Consider the following 22527-nt stretch of genomic DNA (forward strand, 5'->3'; position numbering starts at 1 on the left):
CTCAGAACATCCGCGCCTCGAGACTGTTGCCTCAGCGCATATGCTCGCGAAGAATAAGAGATGTCTGACCGATCACATCATCCCGGACATCCAGAGGAGTACCCATGTCCACAACCGTTCCCCCCTCTCCCGTCGCCGTCAGCGCGCGCGAGGTCACCAAAACCTACGGAAGCGGCAGCAACCAGGTGACCGCTCTCAACGCAGTCGGGCTCGACATCCGTGCCGGAGAGTTCACCGCGATCATGGGAGCCTCGGGCTCCGGAAAATCGACTCTTCTCCACTCCCTCGCCGGTCTCGATTCAATCGACTCTGGGACGATCGTGGTCGAGGGCGTCGACATCACTCAGCTCTCGGACTCGCAGCTCACAACCCTCCGCCGCGACCGCATCGGATTCGTCTTCCAATCGTTCAACCTGTTGCCCATGCTCACGGCTAAGGAGAACATTCTTCTCCCGCTTGAACTCGCCGGTCGCAAGGTGGATGAGCAATGGTTCGGGATGCTTGTGCAGCGCTTTGGCCTCGCCGAGCGCCTCGGGCACCGCCCCAGTCAGCTCTCGGGTGGCCAGATCCAGCGCGTCGCGCTGACGCGCGCACTCGTCACGCGCCCCGCCGTGATTTTTGCCGATGAACCCACCGGCAACCTCGACTCGGCTTCGACCGAGGCCGTACTGAGCTTCTTGCGTGAGAGCGTCGACGTTCTCGGCCACACCGTCGTCATGGTGACGCACGAAGACGACGCTGCACACAGGGCAGATCGAATCCTTCGCATGCATGACGGCCGAATCGTCGCCGATGAGTACATCGGCCAGAAAGCGGTGCAGGCACAGTGAGTACCCTGAAACTTCAGCCGCGGCGCAGGCACCTCGCCGCCACCATCACGATTGCGCTTACGAGCGCCTTCGTTGCCATTGCTGTTCTCGCCGTCGGATTTGTGGGCGAAGCTGTCAAAGCCCAGGTCACGGGACCCGTTCAGGGGGCTAGCGCCCTCGTACAGCCAGCTTTTACAACGGAGGGCGATGCCGCTTCCGCCTCGCCCGAGGCCATTGGGAAGGTGGACGGTGCCGACGGCGCATTTTATAAGACTGACAACACGTTCGCGATCGCACTCGACGAGGGGGAGACAGGCAAAGAGAACCCACTCGATTCCAAGGGGACGTTTGTCAAGGTAGACACGGTTCGCCCCGGCGTTGATGCCCACTACGTCGAAGGCAAAGCCCCCAGTGGAGACCACGAGGTTGCCGTCGATACGTCGTTCGCCAAAAAACGCAATCTGAAGGTTGGAAGCCAGATTGGGGTCCAGTCGCTCGACTCCGGCCAGACGCTTACCTTCACCGTCGCTGGCATTAGCAGGCCGCAGCTCGCGCAGGTCCTCAATCCCGGGGGCACCCTCACATTCGGCACCGCGGGCATCGACACCCTCACGGCTCTTGGAGGGGATGCCTCCGAAAAAGCCTCCGACTACTACACGATCGCCGTCGTCGCCAAGCCCGGCGTGAGCGAAGAAGAGTTGGTGAGTAACCTCAAGGCTGCCGGGTACGACGCCGCGACTGTCACGGAATTCCTGGAGGAGGCGAATCTCATGGCGTTGACAGTCGCGACCATGCTCTCGGCTCTTCTCGCAGGATTCGTCCTGATCGCTATTGCGACGAGCGCGCTCGTCGTGACGAACTCGTTCGCCGTGACGATGGCGCAGCGCAGGCGATCGTTCGCTCTCGCGCGTGCGCTCGGCGCGAAACGCCGCCAGGCGATGTGGGCGATCGTTCGCGACGCACTACTCGTCGGGATTATCGGCTCGATTCTCGGCATTGTTCTCGCGTACCTCGCCTGGTGGGCGCTCCTTCTCGTGGGCCGCTTCACCTATTCCGAGGCTTTGCCTGTCGTCCCGGGATTGAATATCTTCGCGATTCTCGTTCCGGTCCTCGCCTCTCTCATCCTCGCGGTCTGTGCATCGGTGTTCCCGGCTATCAGCGCTTCTCGCGTGAAGCCTCTCGAGGCGCTGCGCCCCGCAGAGATCGCCTCCGGTAAGCACGCGTCGCTGATTCGCACGATCTTCGCTTCGGCGGTTGTTGCGCTCGGTGTTGTTGTCTCACTCGGCTCGTTCGTCGTCGAAATTGTCCTCAAAGACAGCGAGTTCATGATCCTTATTTCCATGCTGTGCGCGTTCTTCGGATGCCTCACGATTCTTGTCGGTGTGATCGGGCTGCTGCCGGCGCTCATCCCGCCGGTGGCGAAACTCGGCAACGCACTCGCCTCCGCCCTCGGTTTCACGAGCGCACGCTTCGCATTTTTGAACCTTGCGCGGCACCCGAAACGCACGGGCATCACGATGTCAGCGCTCATCATTGGCACCACTCTCATGGCGACAATGGCCTCCGGTGCGGTGACCGCTCAAAACACATTCGAGCATGACATCACTGACCGCGTCCCTGTCGACACCATCATTGCCGCCACCGACCTTCCCGCTGGTTTCCTCGAGAAGGTTCAAAAGACCGAGGGTGTGGACACCGCACGCCAGGTCCCCACGGCCGAACTGCCGTTCGACGCGGGCGCGATGACCGTATACGCCCCCTCGGCGGAGGACCTGCAGGAGGTCGCTACGGCGGACTCGATCGAGGTTCCACCGCCCGGAGAGCTGCACATGGGCAAGGCTCGCGCGGAACGGTTCCATGTTCACGACGGCGAGAAGGTTACCGTCAACGCGAATGATGGAAGTGCGCGCGAGGTCACCGTCCGTGTCAAGGGGAAACTGTCAATTTCCCTGGTGGCCCCCGATACCCTCAGCGGGCTTGGGATCGACGAAGGCAAAGCGGTCTTTGTCAAGTTCGCGGCTCCCGATTCTCCGCAGAGGGCTCACACCACGTCGATCCAACTCACCGGTGCACTGAGTGAGCTTGCTAATCAGCTGCCTCCCGAGACCGTCACGGCACAGTCCTTCGATGGGGCTCAGCGAGAGATGATGGCAACGGTGATCCAGACGCTCCTCACGATCACCGTCGCGCTCCTTGCGGTTGCCGTCGTGGTCGCGATCGTCGGCGTCGCGAACACCCTCAGCCTGAGCGTGATCGAGCGTTCAAGCGAGTACGCCCTGATGCGTGCGCTGGGCACCTCGAAGGGCGCGATCCGCGCGATGCTCGTATGGGAAGGTATTTTCATTGCCTTCCTGGGCTCACTCGTTGGCGTGCTTCTAGGAACCGCTTTCGGAATGTTCGGCGTGCGCTCACTTCTTGCGGGTGAGTTCGACTTCTACCCGGCAATTCCGTGGCTGTATCTCCTCATGATTCTGCTCGCCGGGCTCGTCGCAGGCGTTCTCGCTTCAATCCTGCCCGGAATGCGGGCGAGCGCGACGGCACCGGCCCAGGCGCTCGCGCAGCGAGACGAGTAGGCATCAGCGTCACACCATAGGGCGGCCGCGCTCATGCGCGGGACGGGCGGGAAGCAGTGCGTGCACACTGCTTCCCGCCCGTCTTTTACATCAATGCGGAAACGCGCAGGGGTAAAACCACAACGGGGGCGCTCAGCACCTATCTACCCCCTCGAGGGAGGGAGCAACTCACGAGGCGCCAAATCGCTCAAGCACCGCCAGAGCGAGCTGCGCCAAGTCCTTCTCGGTAAACCCGGGCCAGCCGTTGAGCGCACGCCGCCACACGGGATCGATGGCCTTGTACCCCACGACGGCGCCCGCGAGCGCACCCGCGATTGCCGCGACCGTGTCGGTGTCGTTTCCACTGCGCACCGCCGCTTCGACGACGCGCGTGAAGTAGGCGCGGCGCTCGAACTTGTCCTCGGGAACATCCCCCGCGTGGCATAGGGCCGAAACCGCTCCTTGGAAGGCGTGAATGACCCACCCGTTTCGAGCGAAATATGCGGGCGGGGCACTGTGCGCCTCGGCGATGAGGCCCCTCCAATAGTCACGGCGTTCAGGCGTGAGGCGGCCAAGGCCAGCATCGATCGTGAGCTCGCCGGTGAGAATTGCGTGACGAATAGCGAAGCTCCACAGGACTGCCGCCTCGATCGTCTCGAGGTCGACGTGCGTAAGCGTGTTGACGAAAACAACGGCGCGCTCGAATTCGTCCTCGCTCGCGAGGAGGTACGGCAGAACAACTGAATAGGCGCGCATGAGCCCGCCGTTGCCAGCGGTGTGATGCTGCGCTTTGTGTATCGCACGGGCCGCCTCGTGCATGTCACGGCCAGAGGGCACGCTGTTGCCGTGTGATTGCGCGGTCTCGAGGGCGCCGAGCAGCACGTTCGAGGTGAGGATCCCGATGTCGGGGGTTTCTCGCGACCACTGGTACCAGCCGGCGGCGATCGCGTCGAGGGAACTTTCGCTCGTGAGCGAATCACCGTGGATCTCGTGGGCGGCCGCTCGCATGATGACGATCGCCATCGCCGTGTCGTCGGTCCACTCCCCCGGCTTCCAGCCGAGCTGCCCGCCACCGGTCATGGCCACGTCGTCGGAATCCGCAATGGGAGGCTCGAATTCGTAGGGCGCTCCGAGCGCGTCGCCCGTGGCAGCGCCGAGTACCGCGCCGAGTGCGCGTTCGCGCTGCTGCTTGCTGAGGCTGTGCGGATCGTGCGGCCGTTCAGGTTCCCGGGCCGCCGTAGCCTCGGTTGAAGGGGCGATGTTCGACAATTTCAATCCCCTTTCGTTGCCGTGAAAACTCGTGCGGCGTGCGCACGGGCGGTGTTGGCGCCGCCCTGCGCACACCGGTCACGCCAGTTTAAGCCGCGTTTCTCGCATTTTCCTGTACCCAATGGGCAAATGCGCATCGGCTCACTACGCTTGGAAGGCGCATCCGGTACCCGGCTGACCAAGGAGATTGTGTGAGTACAGCGCCTGAGCCCGCCCACGACGTGGATCCCGGCACTGATCGTTGCTCGTGCGGCAGCGACCACGACCACGGCCCCACGGGCAACGACATCGTTCACGCGCTCGGGCGTGGTTTCGCCATACTTTCGCTGCTCACCCCGCTTCTCGCTCTCGTGCTCGCTGCAGCGAGTCTCGCGGCGACACCGACCTCAGCGGGCGTGGTGTTCCTCGGCATCGGCCTTGGCCTCGTTCACCTCGCTCTCATGCTTGTGGCGGGCGTGGTGGGAACTAAGAAGGGCGCGGCGATGACCCGCTCGCCATGGTTCCTCGTGGGCCGTGTGGCGATTGAGGAACTCGTGAGACTGCTCGTCTGCCTGATTGCCCTCGTGACCCTGAGTTGGCAGTGGACTGGTGCGCTCGGCCTGTGGATCGGGGTGGGAGCGATGCTCGTGTGGGCGGCCCTCGCGACCGTACAACTTGCCGCCTCTCGCCGGCGGATCACGCAACCCTCAGACTGGTCGAAGGAGACTGTCCTCAGCGTTCTCGACGGCGGCATTTCGGTGCGGCGCGCGATGTGCGTACGCTTCCTCGACATCGCAGGGTTATTCCTGTTCCAGCTTGGCGCCTGCACGCTCGTGACAGCGGCCCCCATCATGACGGTCGCGACGATCGTTCTCTCGATCGCCTCGGGCCTTTCAACGCTTATCGTGCAGAGCCTGAGCCCGCAGCGCCGCAAGACCTCTCCGTGGGCGTTCGCCCCGTTCGCTATCGGCATCGTGACGGCCGCGCTCGCGGTCATTTTCGTGCTCGCGCCAGGAATAGCCGCGCTCTCCTAAATTGCTCTGTCTCATCCTCGCCGACTCGGGTGGAGAAAACCGGGTGCGGAGGGGCGGTTCCGACGCTTGCTACGCGCCCATCGCTCCCGAGAACGCAACCATGGCGAGCGCCAGCAGGGCAATCCAGACGGTGCTCATGGCACCGAGGAGAACGGGCTTCCCGCCGACGCTGATCAACCCCTTGATTTTCACCCCGAGCCCAAGCGCGAACATCGCCGCCGCGAGGAGCCCGGTCTGCAAGAGCTTGACTCCCGCGAGCGCCTGCGGGGGCATGATGTGGAGCGAGCCGAGACCAACCATCACGAGGAAGCCCACGACGAAAAGTGGCACGACCGGTGGACGTTTTGTGCCCTCGCGCAGCGTGCCGCGCGAGCGTGCTGCGAGGGAGAGCGCGACCGCGACGGGGGCGAGGAGCACCACGCGCGTGAGCTTGACGATCACCGCGACCGAGAGGGCCGAGGCCCCGTAGGCTCCTGCGGCGGCGACGACCTGGGCGACCTCGTGAGTGCTCGCCCCGATCCACGTGCCGCCCGCGCTCTCTCCCATGCCCATCGCGTGCGCGGCAAGCGGCGCGAGCGGGATCATAAGGGTGCCGAATAGCACGACGAGCGCGATCGCGGTGGCGATTTCCTCTTCGTCAGCGTCAGCGATATCTTCAACGCCGGCAACGGCGGCCGCACCGCAGATCGAGAAGCCGCACGCAATCAGGATCGACAGTGGGCGGCTGATGCCCAGGGCGCGCGCCATGGCGAGAGTGCCGAGGATCGAGAGGGTGACGACGAGGATGACGCCCACGATCACACGCCAGCCGAGCGAAAGGATGTCCCCTACCGCGAGCTGCAAGCCGAGCAGCACGATCCCGACACGCAAGAGCTTCTTCGACGCGAACGTGATACCCGCGCTCCACGACTCCGGAATTGTCCAGATGTTCGTGAGGAGCGCACCGAGCACGATCGCGATGAGAAGCGGGCTCACTGCCGGCAGGGCACGATTCACAACGAGTGCAAGGACTGAAACGAGCCCGCACGGCACGAGTCCGGGCACGAGAGATAGTGAAGAGACGCGGGAAGAAGATGAAGCTGGCACGGCCTCATTCTAGGAATCCAGGCACGCTCGCTCAGATTTTCGGGACCGTAACGTGACACATCCACCCTTCCCAAACCGCGGATCGCTAGGGTGGAGGCAACCGTCGGACATTCCGATTTTCCCTATCCCGGAGGAGACACATGACCTCGACCGCATCCCAGACCGGCCTCGATCTCACCCAGATTGATGAGTCCGTTCGTCCGCAGGACGACCTCTTCGGCTTCATCAATGGCGCGTGGCTCGCCTCGGCTGAGATCCCAGCCGATAAGCCGAGCTACTCGGAATTCATGCGCCTGCACGATCTGTCTGAGGAGCGCGTACGCGGCATCATCGAAAAGGCCGCGGCCTCGAACGCCCCGGCCGACTCGAATGAGGGAAAGATCGGCGCGCTCTATGAACTTTTCATGGACGAGGCTCGCTTGAACGAGGTGGGCACGCGCGACCTCGAGCCGCAGCTCGAGCGGATCCTCAGCCTCGCCGACCGTTCAGCGCTCACGAGCTTCACTGGCGAAGCAACGGCCCCCACCGGCATCATCGCTCTGTACGTGTGGACAGACGCCAACGACCCGGAGCGCTACCAGGCACAGATCACCCAAGCGGGCCTCGGCCTTCCCGACGAATCGTTCTACCGCGACGAGCAGTACCGGGCGATCCGCGAGGCCTACGTTGATTACCTCGCGACTCTTGCCGACCTTGCGAAGCTCCCGGGGCGTGCCGGGCTGCCCGAAGGCGATGCGCGTGCCCTCGCCGAGGCGGTCATGGATCTCGAGACCCGCATCGCGAAAGCGCACGTCGATGTTGTGCGCAGGCGCGACAGCGAGAAATCGAACAACCCGATGAGCGTCGCCGAGCGCGCCGATGCTTTCCCGAGCTTCGACTGGAGCGCCTACTTCGAGGGCGCCGGCGCGAAGGCCGAGTGGGTCGAAACCATCAACATCAACGAGCCTGAGTACACGGCGGCCATTTCGAAGCTGTGGTCGAGCGAAAGCCTCGAGAACCTCCGCGCGTGGCTCGCCCTCCACGCGATCGACGCCGCTGCGCCCTACCTGAGTGACGAGTTCGTCGATGCCCACTTTGCCTTCCACGGCGCCACACTTTCGGGCACCGCCGAGATCCGCGACCGCTGGAAGCGCGGCGTGAGCCTCGTCGAGGCTGCCCTCGGCGAGGCCGTCGGCGAGACATACGTGGCGCGCTATTTCCCGCCCGAGGCCAAGGAGCGCATGGAGCACCTCGTGGAGGCCCTCATCACCGCCTACCGCGAGTCGATCTCCTCGCTTGAGTGGATGACCCCGGCGACCCGCGAAAAGGCCCTCGCGAAACTCGAGAAGTTCACGCCGAAGATTGGCCACCCCGAGACCTGGCGGGATTACTCGAGCCTCACCATTGATCCCGATTCACTCCTTGCCACCGTCGGAAACATCGCGACGTTTACCCATGACTACGAGATCGCAAAGCTTGGGCGGGGCGTGGATCGCGGCGAGTGGCACATGACCCCGCAGACGGTCAATGCCTACTACAACCCTGGCGCGAACGAAATCGTGTTCCCCGCGGCGATCCTTCAGCCGCCGTATTTTGGGATCGATGCGGATGATGCCGTGAACTTCGGTGGGATCGGCGCGGTTATCGGCCACGAAATCGGCCACGGCTTCGACGATCAGGGCTCCAAGTACGACGGTGACGGCGCACTCAAGAGCTGGTGGACCGAGGCGGACCGCGAAGAGTTTGAGAAGCGCACGCGCTCGCTCATCGCCGACTACGACGCGATGAGCCCGCGCGACCTCTCAGATGAGCATCACGTGAACGGCGCCTTCACGATCGGCGAGAACATCGGCGACCTCGGCGGTCTCACGATCGCGCTCAAGGCCTACCTCAATGAGGTTGGCGAAGCGGCACACGAGGTGGGGTCCGACGGTTACACGGGCATCCAGCGCCTCTTCCTTTCGTGGGGTGCGGTATGGCGCGGCAAGAACCGCGAGGCCGACGCCATTCGTCGCCTCGCAATCGACCCGCACTCGCCCATGGAGTTCCGCGCGAACGGGGTCGTGCGCCATGTTGACGCGTTCCACGACGCCTTCGGCGTGAAGGAAGGCGACGGCCTGTTCCTCGCTCCCGAGCGCCGCGTGAGCATCTGGTAGACGATGGCACACAAGCACGAGTACCTCACTCCGTATAAGGGCAGGGTGAGGCCGGGGCGGGTCGCGTGGACCCGCCTCATCCTCACCCTCGTGATCGGCGCGGCAATCTGCCTGTTCGTGTTGCTGACCTTTGGCGACCCCGGACTCGGCACCGCTATCCTCCTCGCGATCGGTTTCGCGGGGTATGCACTATGGGCGTGGATGCGCACGACGATCGGGTTTGTCGTAGACGAGCGCGGCCTCACACCGAAGCTCGGTGGTTTCCTCGCGCGGCCCACGTGGCCGCTCGAGAATTTCCGCACGGTGCAGATCCGCGTCGTTGCACCGGAACGGGTCGGCTCACTCGTGGGCAACATCGGGCTCGGGCGCGCCGAAGTCGCGGTTTCCCGCATGGATGAGGTGCGCCCGGTGGCGCCGCTCAAACCTCGCACGCTTGTGGGGCCGCAGGCCGACACGCGGTTTGCGGTCACCCGCGGCGGTGAGCTCGTGGAGATCATCGGCCGAGACGGAGGGGCATACCTGCTCAGCCCCGAGCACCCGTGCGAGGTCGCCGAGGCGATCGCGAAGGCCATCACATTTGCGCGCTGAGCGCTCGCGGCACTGCCCTCACCTGCCTGTACACTTGTGGGCGTCATCCAACAGACAGGGGAGCACCGACCGGTGCTGAGAGTGCGCAAAGGGCGCTGACCCTCGAACCTGATCCGGTTAGCACCGGCGTAGGGAGTCGGGATTTCTCGCATGCCGCGGCCACGCCGCTTCACGAGCATGCCCCTTCCGAGTGGAAGGAGTGGTGATGACTGATCAACGCACAGCGCGAGCGGGCTTTTCCGAGCGCATTAAGTACCGCACGATTGATCTCGTCGTGATCGTCATGGTCGGCGTAGCCTTCGGCGTCGCCTTTGCCGGCTACGCGCACCTGTACAACCTTGTGGCCCCTCTCACCGCGGTTTTCCCCCCGCTCGAGGGCCTCCTCACTGGCTTCTGGTGCCTTCCTGCTCTCGTCGCGATGTTGATCGTTCGCCGCCCAGGCGCTGCCTTCGGCGCGGAAATTATCGCGGCGTGCCTCGAGGCTCTCCTTGGCAGCCATTTCGGTGTCGGCGCGCTTATCTCCGGCCTCATCCAGGGCGCGGGTTTCGAGATCGCGTTCGCGCTCTCGGGGTGGGCGAGTACGAGCGCAGCGGTCGTGATTGGCGGCTCGCTTCTGTCGACCCTCTTCGAATGGCTTTACGAGATCACCGCGTACTACCCCTCGTGGTCTGCGGGCTACAAAGTCATGCTTCTCGTATTCTTCTGGATCAGCGCCCTCACGCTTCTCGCGGCTCTCGGGCGCGCTATCGTCACGGCACTCGCGAAGGCCGGTGCACTCAATCAGTTTCCGGTGGGCAGGGACTTTGCCGTCTCTCAAGCCCCGCGTGGCGGTTCTAGAATCGACGCATGATGACGACAGCTGCTCCTGATAACCATTCTGCTTTTCGCTACCGCACCATTGATCTTCTCGTTGTTGTATCAATGGGCCTGATCGCGGGCGTCGCGTTCTTCGCCTACGCCGCCGGGCTCGGCGCGCTCAAGCCCGTCTTCTCGCTCTTCCCGCCCAGTGAAGGCATCGCCGCGGGTCCGTGGGCTCTGCCGGCGGCGCTCTCGATGCTCATCGTCCGTAAACCCGGCTCGGCACTTGGCACGATGTGGATTGGCGCGATCATCGAGGCACTTCTCGGCTCGCACTTCGGGTGGACGGTGCTGATCTCGGGCGCGATCGTTGCGATCGGCTTCGAGGTCATGGGTGCCGCCACGAAATACGCGAAGCCGTCGTTTAAGTGGGTTCTCGCAGGCGCCTGGATCTCGATGGTTTTGCAGTGGATTTGGGAGCAGTTCGTGTTCTTCCCGAGTTGGGCCATGCCGTTCCGATTCGCCCACCTCGCACTGTTCATCATTTCTGGCGTCATTCTGCTTGCGTTGCCGGCGCCGGCAATCGTGCGCGCGCTTGCGAAGACCGGGGCTCTCGGGAATTTCGCACCCGGGCGTGAGGAGGCCGCACAGCGGTGAGTGAGAGCCCGACGCTTGCCTCCACCCGCCGTGCCGTGGGTGTGGGGATCGATGACTTCACCTATACACCACCGGGGCGTAGGGCCCCGGTTCTCTCTGGCCTTTCCCTCCAGATTGCTGCGGGTGAACGCGTTCTTCTCACGGGTGCGAGCGGCTCGGGAAAATCGACGATTCTCAAGGCCCTGAGCGGCCTCATCCCCGAGGACCCACCGGAAGGGGTCGACCCCTCGGCACCACTTCCCGAAGCATCTCCCGTGCCGGGCGTCGCCCTCATGGTGCAAAATCCCGTCCACTCGTTCGTGGGCGCGACGACAGGAATCGATACCGCTTTCGGCCCGGAAAATGCGAGCGTTGATCCTGCACGCATGCCCGCAATGGTGCGCGATGCACACGCCGCGGCCGCGTTTTCCTCTCCGCTCGATGCCAACCCCTACCACCTTTCTGGTGGGCAGCAGCAGCGCCTCTCCCTCGCGGGCCTGATCGCCACGGGTGCCGGGGCAATCGCTCTCGACGAGCCGCTTGCAATGCTCGACGCCAAGACGGCACTCGCGGTACGCGACGCCATTTGCGAAGCAACCGAGGGCCTCACCCTCGTCGTTGCGGATCACCAAGTGGAGCTCTGGCGCGCCCACGTCGACCGCGTCATCCGCATAGGTGCGGGCGGTCAGATACTTGAGGACGCTCCCGCGGGGGCATGGCGCGCGGACGGCTCTCGTGGCGAAAGTGCGCTCGGCAGCGAACAAAAATCGCTGCGAGGAGGCAGCGAGAGGGTCGCTCTCATTGACCTCGAGGTTCCCGCGACGCTCGAAGGCCGCACTCTGTTTGCCGGCCCCGTTCACGTCGAGCTTTACAACGGAGAGCTCGCCGCGCTCACGGGTCCAAGTGGCATCGGCAAGTCCACCTTGATCCGCTACCTTCTCGAGGAGACCCGCGAGCGTACGGGTAGGGGTAAGCGCGCAGCGAAGAAAGCGCCGTTTCGAGCCGCATGGCTCCCGCAAAACCCCGAGCAGAGCTTCGTCGCCCGCACCGTCCTCGACGAGGTGAAAGCTGGCGCCGAGGATCCGAACGACGATGAGGCCGCACGGGCGTGGCTCGAGGCGACAGGCCTCGCTCACCTCGAATCCGCCGGCCCCTTCACGCTTTCAGGGGGTGAGCAGCGTCGCCTCGCCTTCGCGACGGCACTCGCCTCGGGCCGCGACATTCTCGTGCTCGACGAGCCGACTGTGGGCCTCGACGACGCGGCGTTTGGTGCGGTGGCTGAGCTCATTGCTCGCGCACTCGTCAGCGGCCGCGCGGTCCTTGCGGCCACGCATGACGAGCGGCTCGTGCGCGCGTGCGACCGAGTCATTGCCCTCGAGGCAGCGCCGGGGCGTGACGATCTCCGAGAGAGTATCGCGTGCAAGCAACCGTCGGACCCGTCCCCCGCTCCCCCGATCCCGCGCGTTCCCCACCCGCCGCGCGCCGTCGCTGCCGATAAGCTCAATCCACTCACGATCCTCGCGATCGCCGCTTTAGCCTTCGCGGGATCGTTCGGAATGCACACGCTCGCGCCGACGCTCACGGGCACCATTCTCACGCTCACGCTCATCCCTCTCGCCTGGCGCACTCCAGCCCGGCTCATGACGCGCCTTGCACCAATCGTGCTCGCGGCGCTCACCATCGCGTGGTCGGCCGGAATTCTTTCCGGCAGGCCACTCGGCGAACTGTCGACATGGCAGAGCGCCGGCGTCGAGGGCCTGAGAATCTTCGCCATGGTCGGCCCCGGCGCGATCCTTCTTGAAGGTCTGGACCCGACCCGCTTCGGTCAGGCTCTCGCCCAAAAGTGTCATGTTCCCGCGCGTTTCGCGGCAGCAATGAGTGCGGGCCTCGCGCGGCTCGGACACGTGTTTTCGCAGTGGGGCGACATCGTCTTTACGCGCCGCATCCGCGGCATCCAGCAGCGCAACTCCTTCGCACTCTACGCCGGTGCAACGTTTGCGCTTCTCGTCTCGACGCTGCGCGGCGCGGAGATCCAAGCGCTCGCGATGGACGCGCGCGGTTTCGCGACGGCGCAACGGCGCACGTGGGTCCATAGTGCGCAGTTCACGTGGCACGATGCGTGGGGCGTGGGACTCGGGATCGTCCTGCTGGCCGCGCCCATCATCGCTACGCTTGTGGCATGAGTGAAAACACCGCGCCCCAGCCCGGCACCGACGCCGACGCCGATGAGGCCGCCGCACTCGCGCGCGCCCTCATGGACGCTGCACGCGAGGGGAACCTCGAGATTCTCCGCCCCGCTATCGAGGCGGGAATTCCCCTCAACATGCAAGATGCAGACGGCAACACCATGCTCATGCTTGCCGCCTACCACGGCCACGCGGCACTCGTGAAGCTGCTTGCAGAGCACGGCGCGGACGTCGACCTTCTCAACGACCGTGGGCAAAGTCCGCTCGCGGGCGCCGTATTCAAAGGCTTCGACAACGTGGTCGAGGTGCTCGTTGAGGCCGGCGCTGACCCGGATGCGGGAGTGCCCAGCGCGCGCGAGAGCGCTCGGTTCTTTTCCCGCACCTACGACTTCTGAAGGCGAGTTTCCGCGCGCGCTAGCGCAAGCGCGCCTTCGAGCGGCGAGGCAGCCTCACGCACGTCGAACCCCTCGCGTTCGAGCGCATAGCGCATGAGATCCCCAATCGGGCCGCGAGCGGTGAGGACACTACCGGCGAGAACGACACTCACGGGTGAATTGCCGCGAAGAGGATCCGCGAGCACAAGGGCCCCCTCGAGGAGGCTGTCCACGGCTTGCGCGACGATCTCGCGCGCGACCTCGTCGCTTTCGCCCTCGCCGAAGTGACCGAGCTCGGTCACGATCGGGGCGAAACGCCCGTACTCGGCCGGGGTCAGGTCGTAGGCTTCACGGATGAGCGCTTGGCGCGGGTCGAGCTGGGCCGCGGTGTCACGTGGGTTGAAGCCCAGCGCCGCGCATACACGGTCGGTGAGGGCTGTCGAGCTCCCGCGCGCGTCGAGGTCCGCCGCCACTGCCTCGAGAGCGCGCTTTCCGAGCCACACGGCTGAGCCGACGTCTCCTAGCAGCCATCCCATGCCATCGCGGCGCACCGACTCCACGCCCCGCACATAGCTCACGCTTGCCGCGCCGGTACCTGCGAGAACGAGAACGCCGGTGGGTCGTGACGCGGATGCCGGGAAGGCACTCGCGAATGCCGTGCAGAGGTCATCGACGACACGAACGTTGGCGGGATCGACCTGGATGTGGTGAGAGGCCGATTGCGAGACAACGGCCTCACGCACGAGCGCCTCGATGCGCTCGTGGCGGGCGGGCCCCGCTCCAGATATGCCGAAGACGGCCTTTTCCAGGGTGCTGCCGGTGTCGAGTGGGGCGAAGGCGCGCGCAAGTGTCTGCTCGAAGTGCTCGAGCGCGTCGGGCCCGGAGGACCTCACGTTAAACCCCGCGCCCTCGACGCGGACCGGCGTGAAACTCTCGCCACTTCGCCCATCGGCTCCCTCGATTGCGAGGCGCGTATGGGTCGCTCCGACGTCGGCCCCCAGAATCACGGAAATCGGCATGTCAGCAGTCCTTTCGGTCTCGCCCAGTATGTCATCCACCCCACAAGTTGTGGTAAGTTTCATCTTGAGGCATACGGATGAAATATTTTTTCACGACGGTGCCCGTCCCCCATAGCTCAAAGGAGACACTATGATCACCCGCAGGAACCTCATCGCCACCGGAGCACTCGGCGCGGCCACCGTGGGCCTCGCCGCGTGCGGCAATTCGGGCGGTTCCTCCTCCAACCCCACCGATAAGGCCGCCAATGACGGCAAGACCATCACCCTGTGGATCATGGAGGGAACGAACGCCAAGACTGACGAATACGTCAAGGCCCTCCAGGAGGAGTTCACCAAGCACACGGGCGCGACCCTCAAGGTCGAGGTCCAGCCGTGGGATGGCGCGCACGACAAGTTCGTGACCGCCATGGCGGGTGGCACCGGCCCCGACGTTGCCGAGATCGGCACAACCTGGACTCCCGAGTTCGCGGATGCAGGGGGCCTCGACGACCTCACGGAAGACGTCAAGAAGGCCGGAATTGACTCGGACCTCATCGATGCACTCAAGGAAGCGGGCACGCTTGACGGCAAGCTGTACGGCATGCCGTGGTACGCGGGCATCCGCTCGATCCTCGCGAACAAGGAGATCCTCGAAGCTGCGGGGGTCAACTCCCAGCCCCAGTCGTGGGATGACCTCCTCGCCATGATCGAAACCCTCAAGGCGAAGAATCCCGACGTCATCCCGTTCCCGGTCAACGGCGGATCCCCTTTCGCTCTCCTCCCCTTCATCTGGGGAGCAGGCGGCGACATTGCCGAAGGCTCCGGCAAAGACTGGAAGGCCACCATCAACGAAGCGCCCGCAGTCGAGGGCCTCACGTGGTACACCGACCTCGCCCTCAAGCATGGCTCGTCGACCGAGGCGGCCTCGACCTGGAAGGAGACCGACTCCCTCAAGCAGTTCCAGGAGGGCAAGGTCGCCATGTTCATCACCGGTTCGTGGGTGCCCGCAACCGTGAAGGCAAGCGACGAAGAGCTGTTCAATAAGCTCACGGCTTTCACCATCCCCGCCAAGGACTCGGCGATTGCCGGCAGCTTCGTGGGCGGTTCCCACCTGTGCCGGTTCCTGGACTCCGAGGAGCCGGAGCTCGCCTTCGAACTCATCAAGCTCATGACAACCGGCGAATTCGCGACCCGGTGGAGCGAAGAGACGAACTTCTTCCCCGGCACGAAGTCAGCGCTCGACGAGACGATCAAGAACGGCACCGACCTCACAAAGGTTTTTGCTTCGCAAATGACCGAGGCCGGCAAGTCCGTACCCGTTACTCCGATGTGGGGCCAGATCGAGGGCAAGAAGACCCTCCCGAACCTCCTGAGCAACGTCCTCGCCGGTGGCCAGGCTCCGCAGGCTGCTGCTGATGCTGCCGCTAAGGAAATGGACGGAATCTTCGGCGCCTAAGCCGTATTTTTGTTCACCGACCATCGCTCGGGACCCACTCGCTGAGGGCTGGGTCCCGAGCTCCCAGCCCACGTTCGAAAGCTTCCTCGATGACCACCATGAACGACACTCACGAGAGTGCGCTGCCCCCGGCTGACACGAGCCGCTCGTCACGACTGTCGATGTGGGCGCGCCGACACCTGCCGCCGTGGCTGCTCCTCGCACCCGGGCTTCTCACGCTCGCGGTCCTGTTGATCTTCCCCCTGTTTCGCGTATTCGACCTCTCGCTTCAGGACTACGGCCTGCGTAACCTGCTGAAGGGCACCACCAACTACGTGGGCTTTGCCAACTATTCGGCGATTCTCAGCGACCCGCATCTGTGGACAACCGTGCTTCCCAACACCGTCGGATTTGCGGCCGTGTGCGTGGTGCTGACGATGCTCGTGGGCGTTGCCGTTGCGCTGTTTCTCAATACGCTCTCGCTCACGTGGCGCAACATCTGCATCGGCGCGATCATGGTCGCGTGGGCCGTTCCCGCGCTTACCGGCACCTACGTGTTTGTGTGGCTTTTCGATCCCACGAGCGGGTTCGTGGCGAGCGTCCTTGAATCACTCGGGCTTTTCACTCCGGGCAGTGCCAACTGGTGGGATTCTCGCCTCGCGTTTTACGGAATTGCCGCGCTCAATGTCGTGTACCACGGCTTTCCCTTTATCGCCGTGACGACCCTCGCCGGGCTCCTCACGATCCCGGAGTCCCTGTACGAGGCCGCGAAAGTCGATGGCGCGAGTGCACTCAAGCGCTTCACGAACGTCACCATCCCGATGATCCGCCCGATCCTCGCCGTGTGCATCATCTTGTCGACGATTTGGGACTTCAAGGTCTTCACGCAGATTTATCTCATGCCCGGCGGCGATGGGTCGAACCGACACATGATGAACCTCGGCGTGTGGTCCTACACCGAGTCGTTTGGGCAGGGAAAGTACGGCATGGGCTCTGCTATCGCGGTACTTCTCACTCTCGTCCTTCTCGCGATCTCCGTGGTCTACATGCGCGCACTCATGAAGGAGGATGAACTGTGAGTACCCCCGCTCCCACCGGCGCCACACCCGCCAATAAGAAGAACCCGCTTTGCCCCGCAAATATCGCGAAGGCTCTCGGCATCGCCCTTCTGCTCCTCTACGCGCTCTTCCCGTTTTACTGGATGCTCACGACCGCCGTGGATACGCACGCGAATTCTCGCGGCGCGGGTATTCTGCCTTCGGGCTTTACCCTCGATCACTTTAAAACGGTTCTGATCGACGCGAACTTCTTCGAGTACATCAAGGTCTCCCTCATCGTCGCGGCCGGCACCGTGCTCCTGTCGGGCGCAATCGCGCTGTTCGCCGCGATTGGTGTCGCTCGCTACCGCTTCCGCCTTCGCACCGTCGTGCTCGTTCTCGTGCTCATGGTGCAGATGGTGCCGCTCGAGGCTCTTGTGATCCCGCTGTTCCTCCAGGCGCGCACCCTCAACATGCTCAACTCGCTCCTCGGGCTCGTGATCGTCTATCTTGCCTTCTCGCTTCCGTTCGCGATTTGGAACCTCAAGGGTTTCGTCGCCGCGGTCCCGAAGGAACTTGAGGAAGCCGCCTACATCGATGGCGCCGGATGGTTCAGGATGTTCTTCTCGATTCTCCTGCCGCTCGTCGCCCCCGGTCTCGTCGCCACGAGCGTGTTCGCGTTCATCACCGCGTGGAACGAGTTCATTTTTGCCCTCACGTTTATGACGGACTCGTCGAAGTACACGGTAGGCGTTGGTCTGCGGACGTTCTTCACGCAGAACACGGCCGACTGGGGGCCGATCATGGCCGCCTCGACCATCATCGCGCTTCCCGTTGTGATCTTCTTCGTCCTGGTCCAGCGCCAGCTGTCGTCGGGGCTCACGGCAGGCGCGGTCAAAGGTTAGAAGGTGACCATGTCTCAGTCTCGTTTTGATGCCGATGCTCTCGCCCCGCTTCTCGCGTCTTTTCCCGGCACGGACGTCCCTGAATGGCTCGCGCAGGCGCTCGAGGCCGGACTCGGCGGTGTGTGCCTGTTCGGGTACAACACGCCGAATACGCGCGAGGCCCAAAGGCTTATCGCCCAGGTGCGTGAGGCGAGTTGCACAGAGCCGATCGTCACGATCGACGAGGAGGGCGGCGACGTCACTCGGCTCTATGCGGCGCACGGTGGCGCGTTTCCAGCAGCCCGTGGTTTCGGGGACATCGACGATCCCGAGCTTTCGCGCGAATACGGCGAGGCCATCGGGCGGGTTCTCGCCGCGATTGGCGTACGCATGAACTTCGCCCCCGTCGCAGACGTCAACACGAATCCTTCCAATCCCGTGATCGGTGCCCGCAGTTTCGGCACGTCGCCGGGGCCGGTCGCGCGGCATGCGCGGGCGGTATGCGAGGGGCTTTCGCACGCGGGGGTGCTGAGCTGTGCGAAGCATTTTCCCGGGCACGGAGACACTGCGGTTGATTCGCACCTGGGAGTTCCGACGGTCGCCCTGTCGCTCGAGGACGCCCTCGCCCAGCACGTCGCGGCCTTCCGCGAGCTCGGCAGCGCGCCCGATGCCCTCATGACGGGCCACGTGTGTGTGCCGTCGCTCGGTGAAGGGCCCGCGACGATTGCCCCGTGGTCGTATGCTCTTGCTGCGCAGATCAATCCCGATGCACTCCTCGTGACCGATGCTCTCGACATGGGGGCGATTACCGAATCGGTAGGCTACGCGGAGGCAACCGTGCGGGCGCTTGAGGCCGGTGCGCACCTGCTGTGTCTTGGGACATCAATCCGCCGCGATGGCGAGAACATGCTTGTCGAGGCCCACGACGCAATCGCTGAGGCTCTTCGTTCGGGGCGGCTTGAACGCGATGAGCTGCGCTCGCGCGCCGAGCGCGTGCGCACGGCACTTGCGGGCCGGGCGAGCGCGTCTGCGTGCACCGTGGAGGCGCTCGAGAGAGCGGAGGCTCATCTCGAGGCAGTTGGCGAGCGTGCCTCTCGACGTGCGGTGCGGTGGGCACTCGAGTCGTCGCCTGTCGCGGACCGTATTTCAACAGCAGCCATCGTCGATGCGCGTTTCGCGCACGATTACGCGGCGGGTAAAGGGCGCACCTTCCTCGCGCCGGTACTCGAGCACCGAGGTATTCGTCTTCTACCCGCAGACCCGCCGCCGGGCTACGAAAGCCCGCAGGTGACGTTCGTGCTCACTCGGCTTGGCTCGGCGAGTGACGCGGAAACGGCTCGTCTCGAGCAGGCCGCCGCGAATGCACACGAGTTGGGCTCGCGCCTGATCGTCCTTCACACGGGTGTTCCGGAAACGGCACCGCTCCCCCACACGCTCTCATCGCCCGCCACCGTTCTTCTCACCTATGGTGCGAGTCGGGGCGTCATGAACGCCGCAGCCGATCTCGCTTTGGGAGAGGTCGCGCGATGAGGATCCTCGGTCTCATGACGGGCACGTCGGTTGATTCGGCGGATTTCGCCCTCGTCGATTTCTCCCGCGACGGCGACGTGCTTCACGCACGTGTGAAGAGCTCGGGTGAGCACCCGTGGCCCGAAGCCCTTCGCGGCCGCGTCCTCGAGGCCGTGACCAGTGCGAGTGTTCCCTCGCTCGCAGAGCTCACACTGCTCGATGCGCACGTTGGCGAGTTCCTCGCTGGCGTCGTTACAAGCGTGCGCGACGATGCCCGCGAACGCGGATCCGACGCACCACTCGATCTTGTCGTCTCGCCCGGGCAAACGCTCTTTCACAACGTCGAGGGCGGGCGCACCCTCGCGACCCTTGCCATTGGGGACGCCTCCCGTATCCACGCCGCAACCGGGATTGCTGCGCTGAGCACCGTGCGCAGCGCCGACATCGCCCGTGGCGGGACCGGCGCGCCACTCGCCCCTCTCCTCGACCAACTCCTTCTCGGCCCCGACGGCGGATGCGCGGTGAACATCGGTGGGATAGCCAATGCGACGCTGTGCACCCCGGCAGCCGTCGGACCCACCGCTCCCCCGCTCGTGCGCGCGGGCGACACGGGCCCCGGTAACGGGCTCATTGACGCGGCCGCCGCCCTTCGCACGGGAACGGCGTGCGACACGGATGGCGCCCGAGCCGCCGCCGGACGTGTGGACGACACCCTTCTTTCATCGCTGCTCGCCGACCCTTACTTCGCACTTCCCTTTCCGAAGTCCACGGGCAGGGAGTATTTTTCGTCGGCGTGGCTCGATGCTCGCGCACGCGAAGCGGGCATCGACCTGGACACGCTTAGCACTGAGAACCTGCTCGCGACGCTCACGGAACTCACTGCCCGCGCTCTCGCCGATGCGCTCAAGGCCGAAGTGGGGCACGAGCCTCGCACGCGCCTTCACGTGACCGGCGGCGGCGCCCACAACCCGAGCCTCATGGCCCGCATCGAAGCCCTCCTACCTGCATGTACGGTGACTACGGGTCCGCTTGGCGGCCTCGACCCCGACATCAAAGAAGCGTTCCTCATGGCCCTCATCGGCTACTACTCTGCGCACGGCTTGCCCGGTGCGCTGATCGATGCCACCGGCGCGACAGAGCCCGCTGTCCTCGGTCAGCTCACCCCGCCGCACGCCCTGCGCACCGTCCCGCTTTCGACAACCGCACCCCGCCAACTTCTCGTGGAGGATTCCCGTGACTGATTCACAAGGCCCGCTCACTCCGCTCGTCCAGGTGCACTCGCCCACCGAAGAGCGCAATCCCCGCTCGCGCGACATCGATACGCTCGCATCCGAGCAGGTTGTCTCGCGCATCCTCGCGGAAGATGCCACGGTCGTCGCGGCCGTGCAAGCACTGACCCACGAGGTCGCGCGCTTGACCGACCTGTGCGTGGACGCCCTCACGAACGGGGGCCGCGTGCACTACGTTGGCGCGGGCACCTCGGGCAGGCTCGGGGTTCTCGACGCAGTCGAGCTTCTGCCCACGTATAACGCTGACTCCGACATGTTCGTCGCGCATCTCGCGGGCGGAGACGGTGCGATGATGAAAGCTGTCGAGGGCGCCGAAGACAGCGAAGAGCTCGGCGCGAGTGTCATTGCGGACCACGCGGGCGCGCACGACGTCATCGTGGGGCTTGCCGCGAGTGGCCGAACCCCGTACGTGAAGGGCGCCCTTACAGCGGCCCGCGAGCGCGGGCTCGCGACAGCGCTCGTGAGCGCGAACCCGAATGCGCCGCTCGCGGCGCTTGCCGATGTGCCGCTTCTCGTGAACACTGGCCCCGAGGTTGTCACGGGGTCGACCCGCATGAAGGCTGCGACCGCGCAAAAGGTGCTCCTCAACGCCCTGTCGACGTCGGTGATGGTGCGTCTCGGCAAGACCTTCGAGAACCTCATGATCGATGTTCGCGCGACGAATGAGAAGCTCGTGGCGCGCACGGTGCGCATCGTGCGCGAAGCAACGGGCGCGAATGAAGACGCCGCACGCGCGGCCCTCGGCGCGACCGAGAACAACCTGCGCGCCGCCCTCGTGCTCCTCCTCGCTGGAGCCTCGCTCGAGCACGCTCCGGAGGCCCTCGAGGTGCTCGCGAAGTTCCCGCCTTCTGCCAAACGCCCGGGGGATGCCTCGGGGATTCGTTCGGCAAGCGAAGCCTTGCGCGCCCGCGTGGGCTCTCCGACGGCCGCCGAGGAACGATAGGCACCCCACCATGACAGGCGAAGACTCCCAGCGCCCACCGGCACGAGTCCTCGATGCTCTCGAGGATGCCGCCAGGAGCGAGTCGCGCACCCTCGCGCGCGCGAGCCGTTACCTCTTGGATCACCCCGACGAGGCCCTCGCTCGGCCCATTGCCGAGATCGCCGCGGCCTCTCGCACGTCGCCCGCGAGCATCGTGCGGCTCGCCACGAGCCTCGGCTTCAGCGGCTTTAGGGAGTTGAGGGCCGCGTTCCGTGAAGACCTGGCGTTTTCGCGCGGGCGCGCGACAACCATCGCGGGAGGCGATGAGCGTGCCGCGAGCGCGCTTGCCGCCGACATCGACCCGCAGGACTCCCTCGAAGCGGTCGTCAAGAAGGTGGCGTTTGCCGATTCGCGCGCGGTTGCCGATACCGCCGATGCCGTGAGCATCAGCGAACTCGAGCGTGCGCGCACGTTGTGCACGAGAGCCCGCCAGGTGGTGACGTTCGGTGTGGGAGCTTCCGCGTTTGCGGCGATGGACCTCGAACAAAAACTCGCGCGGATTGGGATGCGCGCCACGAGCTACGTGGATGCCCACCAGGCTTTGCCTGCGGCGTCGCTCATGGGCGACGGTGATGTCGCGGTCGGTATTTCGCACTCCGGCGAAACGCTCGACATTCTTGATTCGCTCGCGATTGCGCAGGATGCGGGCGCAGCCACGATCGCGATTACGAATGCACCGTCGAGTGAGATCGCCCGCCTTGCCGATATCACGCTGCTGACTCACGCCCACGAGTCGGAGCTGCGCTCGGGAGCGACGGCTTCAAGGATTGCGCAGCTTACCGTCGTAGATTTCCTCTTTGTCGCCATTGCGCAAATGCGCATGGACGAGGCTCACGAGGCGCTCGCGCGCACGTATTCCGCGGTCTCGGCAAGGAGGCGGTAACCTACTCCACCGACGTTCCAGGCCCTCCGTCCAGGGTGCAACACCTCTGCATCGTCAGGGACGG

General features: G+C 64.8%; 19 protein-coding genes and 1 riboswitch. Of the genes, 16 read left to right on the plus strand and 3 right to left on the minus strand.

The window, feature by feature from the left end; genetic code table 11:
• The first annotated feature begins 104 nt into the window (after positions 1 to 104).
• The gene (locus HMPREF3176_RS08605; protein WP_034372646.1) at positions 105 to 830 is read left to right on the plus strand and encodes an ABC transporter ATP-binding protein; all 726 of its coding nucleotides are present in this window, start codon (positions 105 to 107) and stop codon (positions 828 to 830) included.
• A complete protein-coding gene (locus tag HMPREF3176_RS08610; protein ID WP_070459805.1) occupies positions 827 to 3382 on the plus strand; it encodes an FtsX-like permease family protein in 2556 nt (851 codons plus the stop codon). Before HMPREF3176_RS08605 ends, HMPREF3176_RS08610 begins: the two co-directional genes overlap by 4 nt.
• Positions 3383 to 3550: 168 nt before the next feature.
• On the opposite strand, the gene HMPREF3176_RS08615 is transcribed toward HMPREF3176_RS08610, so the two are convergent.
• The gene (locus HMPREF3176_RS08615) at positions 3551 to 4630 is read right to left on the minus strand and encodes an ADP-ribosylglycohydrolase family protein (protein ID WP_070460120.1); all 1080 of its coding nucleotides are present in this window, start codon (positions 4628 to 4630) and stop codon (positions 3551 to 3553) included.
• Positions 4631 to 4821: 191 nt separating this feature from the next.
• Here HMPREF3176_RS08615 and HMPREF3176_RS08620 point away from each other — a divergent pair, with 191 nt between their 5' ends.
• Positions 4822 to 5643, plus strand: a complete 822-nt coding sequence (locus HMPREF3176_RS08620) for a hypothetical protein (protein ID WP_083286342.1) — start codon at positions 4822 to 4824, stop codon at positions 5641 to 5643.
• Between the two features lie 69 nt (positions 5644 to 5712).
• Here the strand turns inward: HMPREF3176_RS08620 and HMPREF3176_RS08625 are convergent, their stop codons facing one another.
• Entirely contained in the window at positions 5713 to 6729 is a 1017-nt protein-coding gene (locus tag HMPREF3176_RS08625; protein ID WP_070459807.1) for a YeiH family protein, read from the minus strand.
• Positions 6730 to 6869: 140 nt separating this feature from the next.
• On the opposite strand from HMPREF3176_RS08625, the gene HMPREF3176_RS08630 reads away from it, so the two are divergent.
• The 6 genes from HMPREF3176_RS08630 to HMPREF3176_RS08655 all read left to right on the plus strand — a co-directional run bounded on the left by HMPREF3176_RS08630 (position 6870) and on the right by HMPREF3176_RS08655 (position 13467).
• Positions 6870 to 8864 (plus strand): M13 family metallopeptidase, encoded by a 1995-nt coding sequence (locus tag HMPREF3176_RS08630; protein WP_070459810.1) that lies wholly within the window; start codon positions 6870 to 6872, stop codon positions 8862 to 8864.
• A gap of 3 nt (positions 8865 to 8867) precedes the next feature.
• Positions 8868 to 9452, plus strand: a complete 585-nt coding sequence (locus tag HMPREF3176_RS08635) for a hypothetical protein (protein ID WP_070459812.1) — start codon at positions 8868 to 8870, stop codon at positions 9450 to 9452.
• Between the two features lie 46 nt (positions 9453 to 9498).
• Positions 9499 to 9604: riboswitch (TPP riboswitch) on the plus strand.
• A 53-nt stretch (positions 9605 to 9657) separates the two neighbouring features.
• On the plus strand, positions 9658 to 10302 hold the full coding sequence (locus HMPREF3176_RS08640; RefSeq protein ID WP_070459815.1) for an ECF transporter S component: 645 nt from the start codon (positions 9658 to 9660) through the stop codon (positions 10300 to 10302).
• The gene (locus tag HMPREF3176_RS08645) at positions 10299 to 10907 is read left to right on the plus strand and encodes an ECF transporter S component (protein ID WP_016664257.1); all 609 of its coding nucleotides are present in this window, start codon (positions 10299 to 10301) and stop codon (positions 10905 to 10907) included. Before HMPREF3176_RS08640 ends, HMPREF3176_RS08645 begins: the two co-directional genes overlap by 4 nt.
• Positions 10904 to 13069: an ATP-binding cassette domain-containing protein gene (locus HMPREF3176_RS08650; protein ID WP_083286343.1), complete on the plus strand. Its 2166-nt coding sequence runs from the start codon at positions 10904 to 10906 to the stop codon at positions 13067 to 13069. The genes HMPREF3176_RS08645 and HMPREF3176_RS08650 overlap by 4 nt, the downstream gene beginning before the upstream one ends.
• Complete coding sequence (locus HMPREF3176_RS08655) at positions 13066 to 13467, plus strand: ankyrin repeat domain-containing protein (RefSeq protein WP_070459818.1); 402 nt, start codon at positions 13066 to 13068, stop codon at positions 13465 to 13467. The genes HMPREF3176_RS08650 and HMPREF3176_RS08655 overlap by 4 nt, the downstream gene beginning before the upstream one ends.
• Here HMPREF3176_RS08655 and HMPREF3176_RS08660 read toward each other — a convergent pair.
• Complete coding sequence (locus HMPREF3176_RS08660; RefSeq protein ID WP_016664254.1) at positions 13455 to 14465, minus strand: N-acetylglucosamine kinase; 1011 nt, start codon at positions 14463 to 14465, stop codon at positions 13455 to 13457. The two genes, HMPREF3176_RS08655 and HMPREF3176_RS08660, sit on opposite strands and share 13 nt — an antisense overlap.
• 130 nt (positions 14466 to 14595) lie before the next feature.
• Here HMPREF3176_RS08660 and HMPREF3176_RS08665 point away from each other — a divergent pair, with 130 nt between their 5' ends.
• The 7 genes from HMPREF3176_RS08665 (at position 14596) to HMPREF3176_RS08695 (ending at position 22463) form a co-directional block, all read left to right on the plus strand.
• Positions 14596 to 15900: a sugar ABC transporter substrate-binding protein gene (locus tag HMPREF3176_RS08665; protein WP_016664253.1), complete on the plus strand. Its 1305-nt coding sequence runs from the start codon at positions 14596 to 14598 to the stop codon at positions 15898 to 15900.
• Positions 15901 to 15989: 89 nt separating this feature from the next.
• A complete protein-coding gene (locus HMPREF3176_RS08670) occupies positions 15990 to 16958 on the plus strand; it encodes a carbohydrate ABC transporter permease (RefSeq protein WP_141742409.1) in 969 nt (322 codons plus the stop codon).
• Positions 16955 to 17821 carry a carbohydrate ABC transporter permease gene (locus HMPREF3176_RS08675; protein WP_083286345.1) on the plus strand — a complete coding sequence of 289 codons (867 nt, stop codon included), beginning with the start codon at positions 16955 to 16957 and terminating at the stop codon, positions 17819 to 17821. Before HMPREF3176_RS08670 ends, HMPREF3176_RS08675 begins: the two co-directional genes overlap by 4 nt.
• Before the next feature lie 9 nt (positions 17822 to 17830).
• Positions 17831 to 19330, plus strand: a complete 1500-nt coding sequence (locus HMPREF3176_RS08680) for a glycoside hydrolase family 3 N-terminal domain-containing protein (protein ID WP_070459819.1) — start codon at positions 17831 to 17833, stop codon at positions 19328 to 19330.
• Positions 19327 to 20550, plus strand: coding sequence for an anhydro-N-acetylmuramic acid kinase (locus HMPREF3176_RS08685; RefSeq protein WP_070459822.1), 1224 nt, complete (start codon positions 19327 to 19329; stop codon positions 20548 to 20550). The genes HMPREF3176_RS08680 and HMPREF3176_RS08685 overlap by 4 nt, the downstream gene beginning before the upstream one ends.
• Positions 20543 to 21541: an N-acetylmuramic acid 6-phosphate etherase gene (gene murQ / locus HMPREF3176_RS08690; protein WP_070459825.1), complete on the plus strand. Its 999-nt coding sequence runs from the start codon at positions 20543 to 20545 to the stop codon at positions 21539 to 21541. The genes HMPREF3176_RS08685 and murQ overlap by 8 nt, the downstream gene beginning before the upstream one ends.
• 10 nt (positions 21542 to 21551) lie before the next feature.
• Entirely contained in the window at positions 21552 to 22463 is a 912-nt protein-coding gene (locus HMPREF3176_RS08695) for a MurR/RpiR family transcriptional regulator (protein WP_070459828.1), read from the plus strand.
• Positions 22464 to 22527: the final 64 nt, after the last annotated feature.

The organism is Dermabacter sp. HMSC08H10 (assembly GCF_001807585.1).
Lineage (GTDB): Bacteria > Actinomycetota > Actinomycetes > Actinomycetales > Dermabacteraceae > Dermabacter > Dermabacter hominis.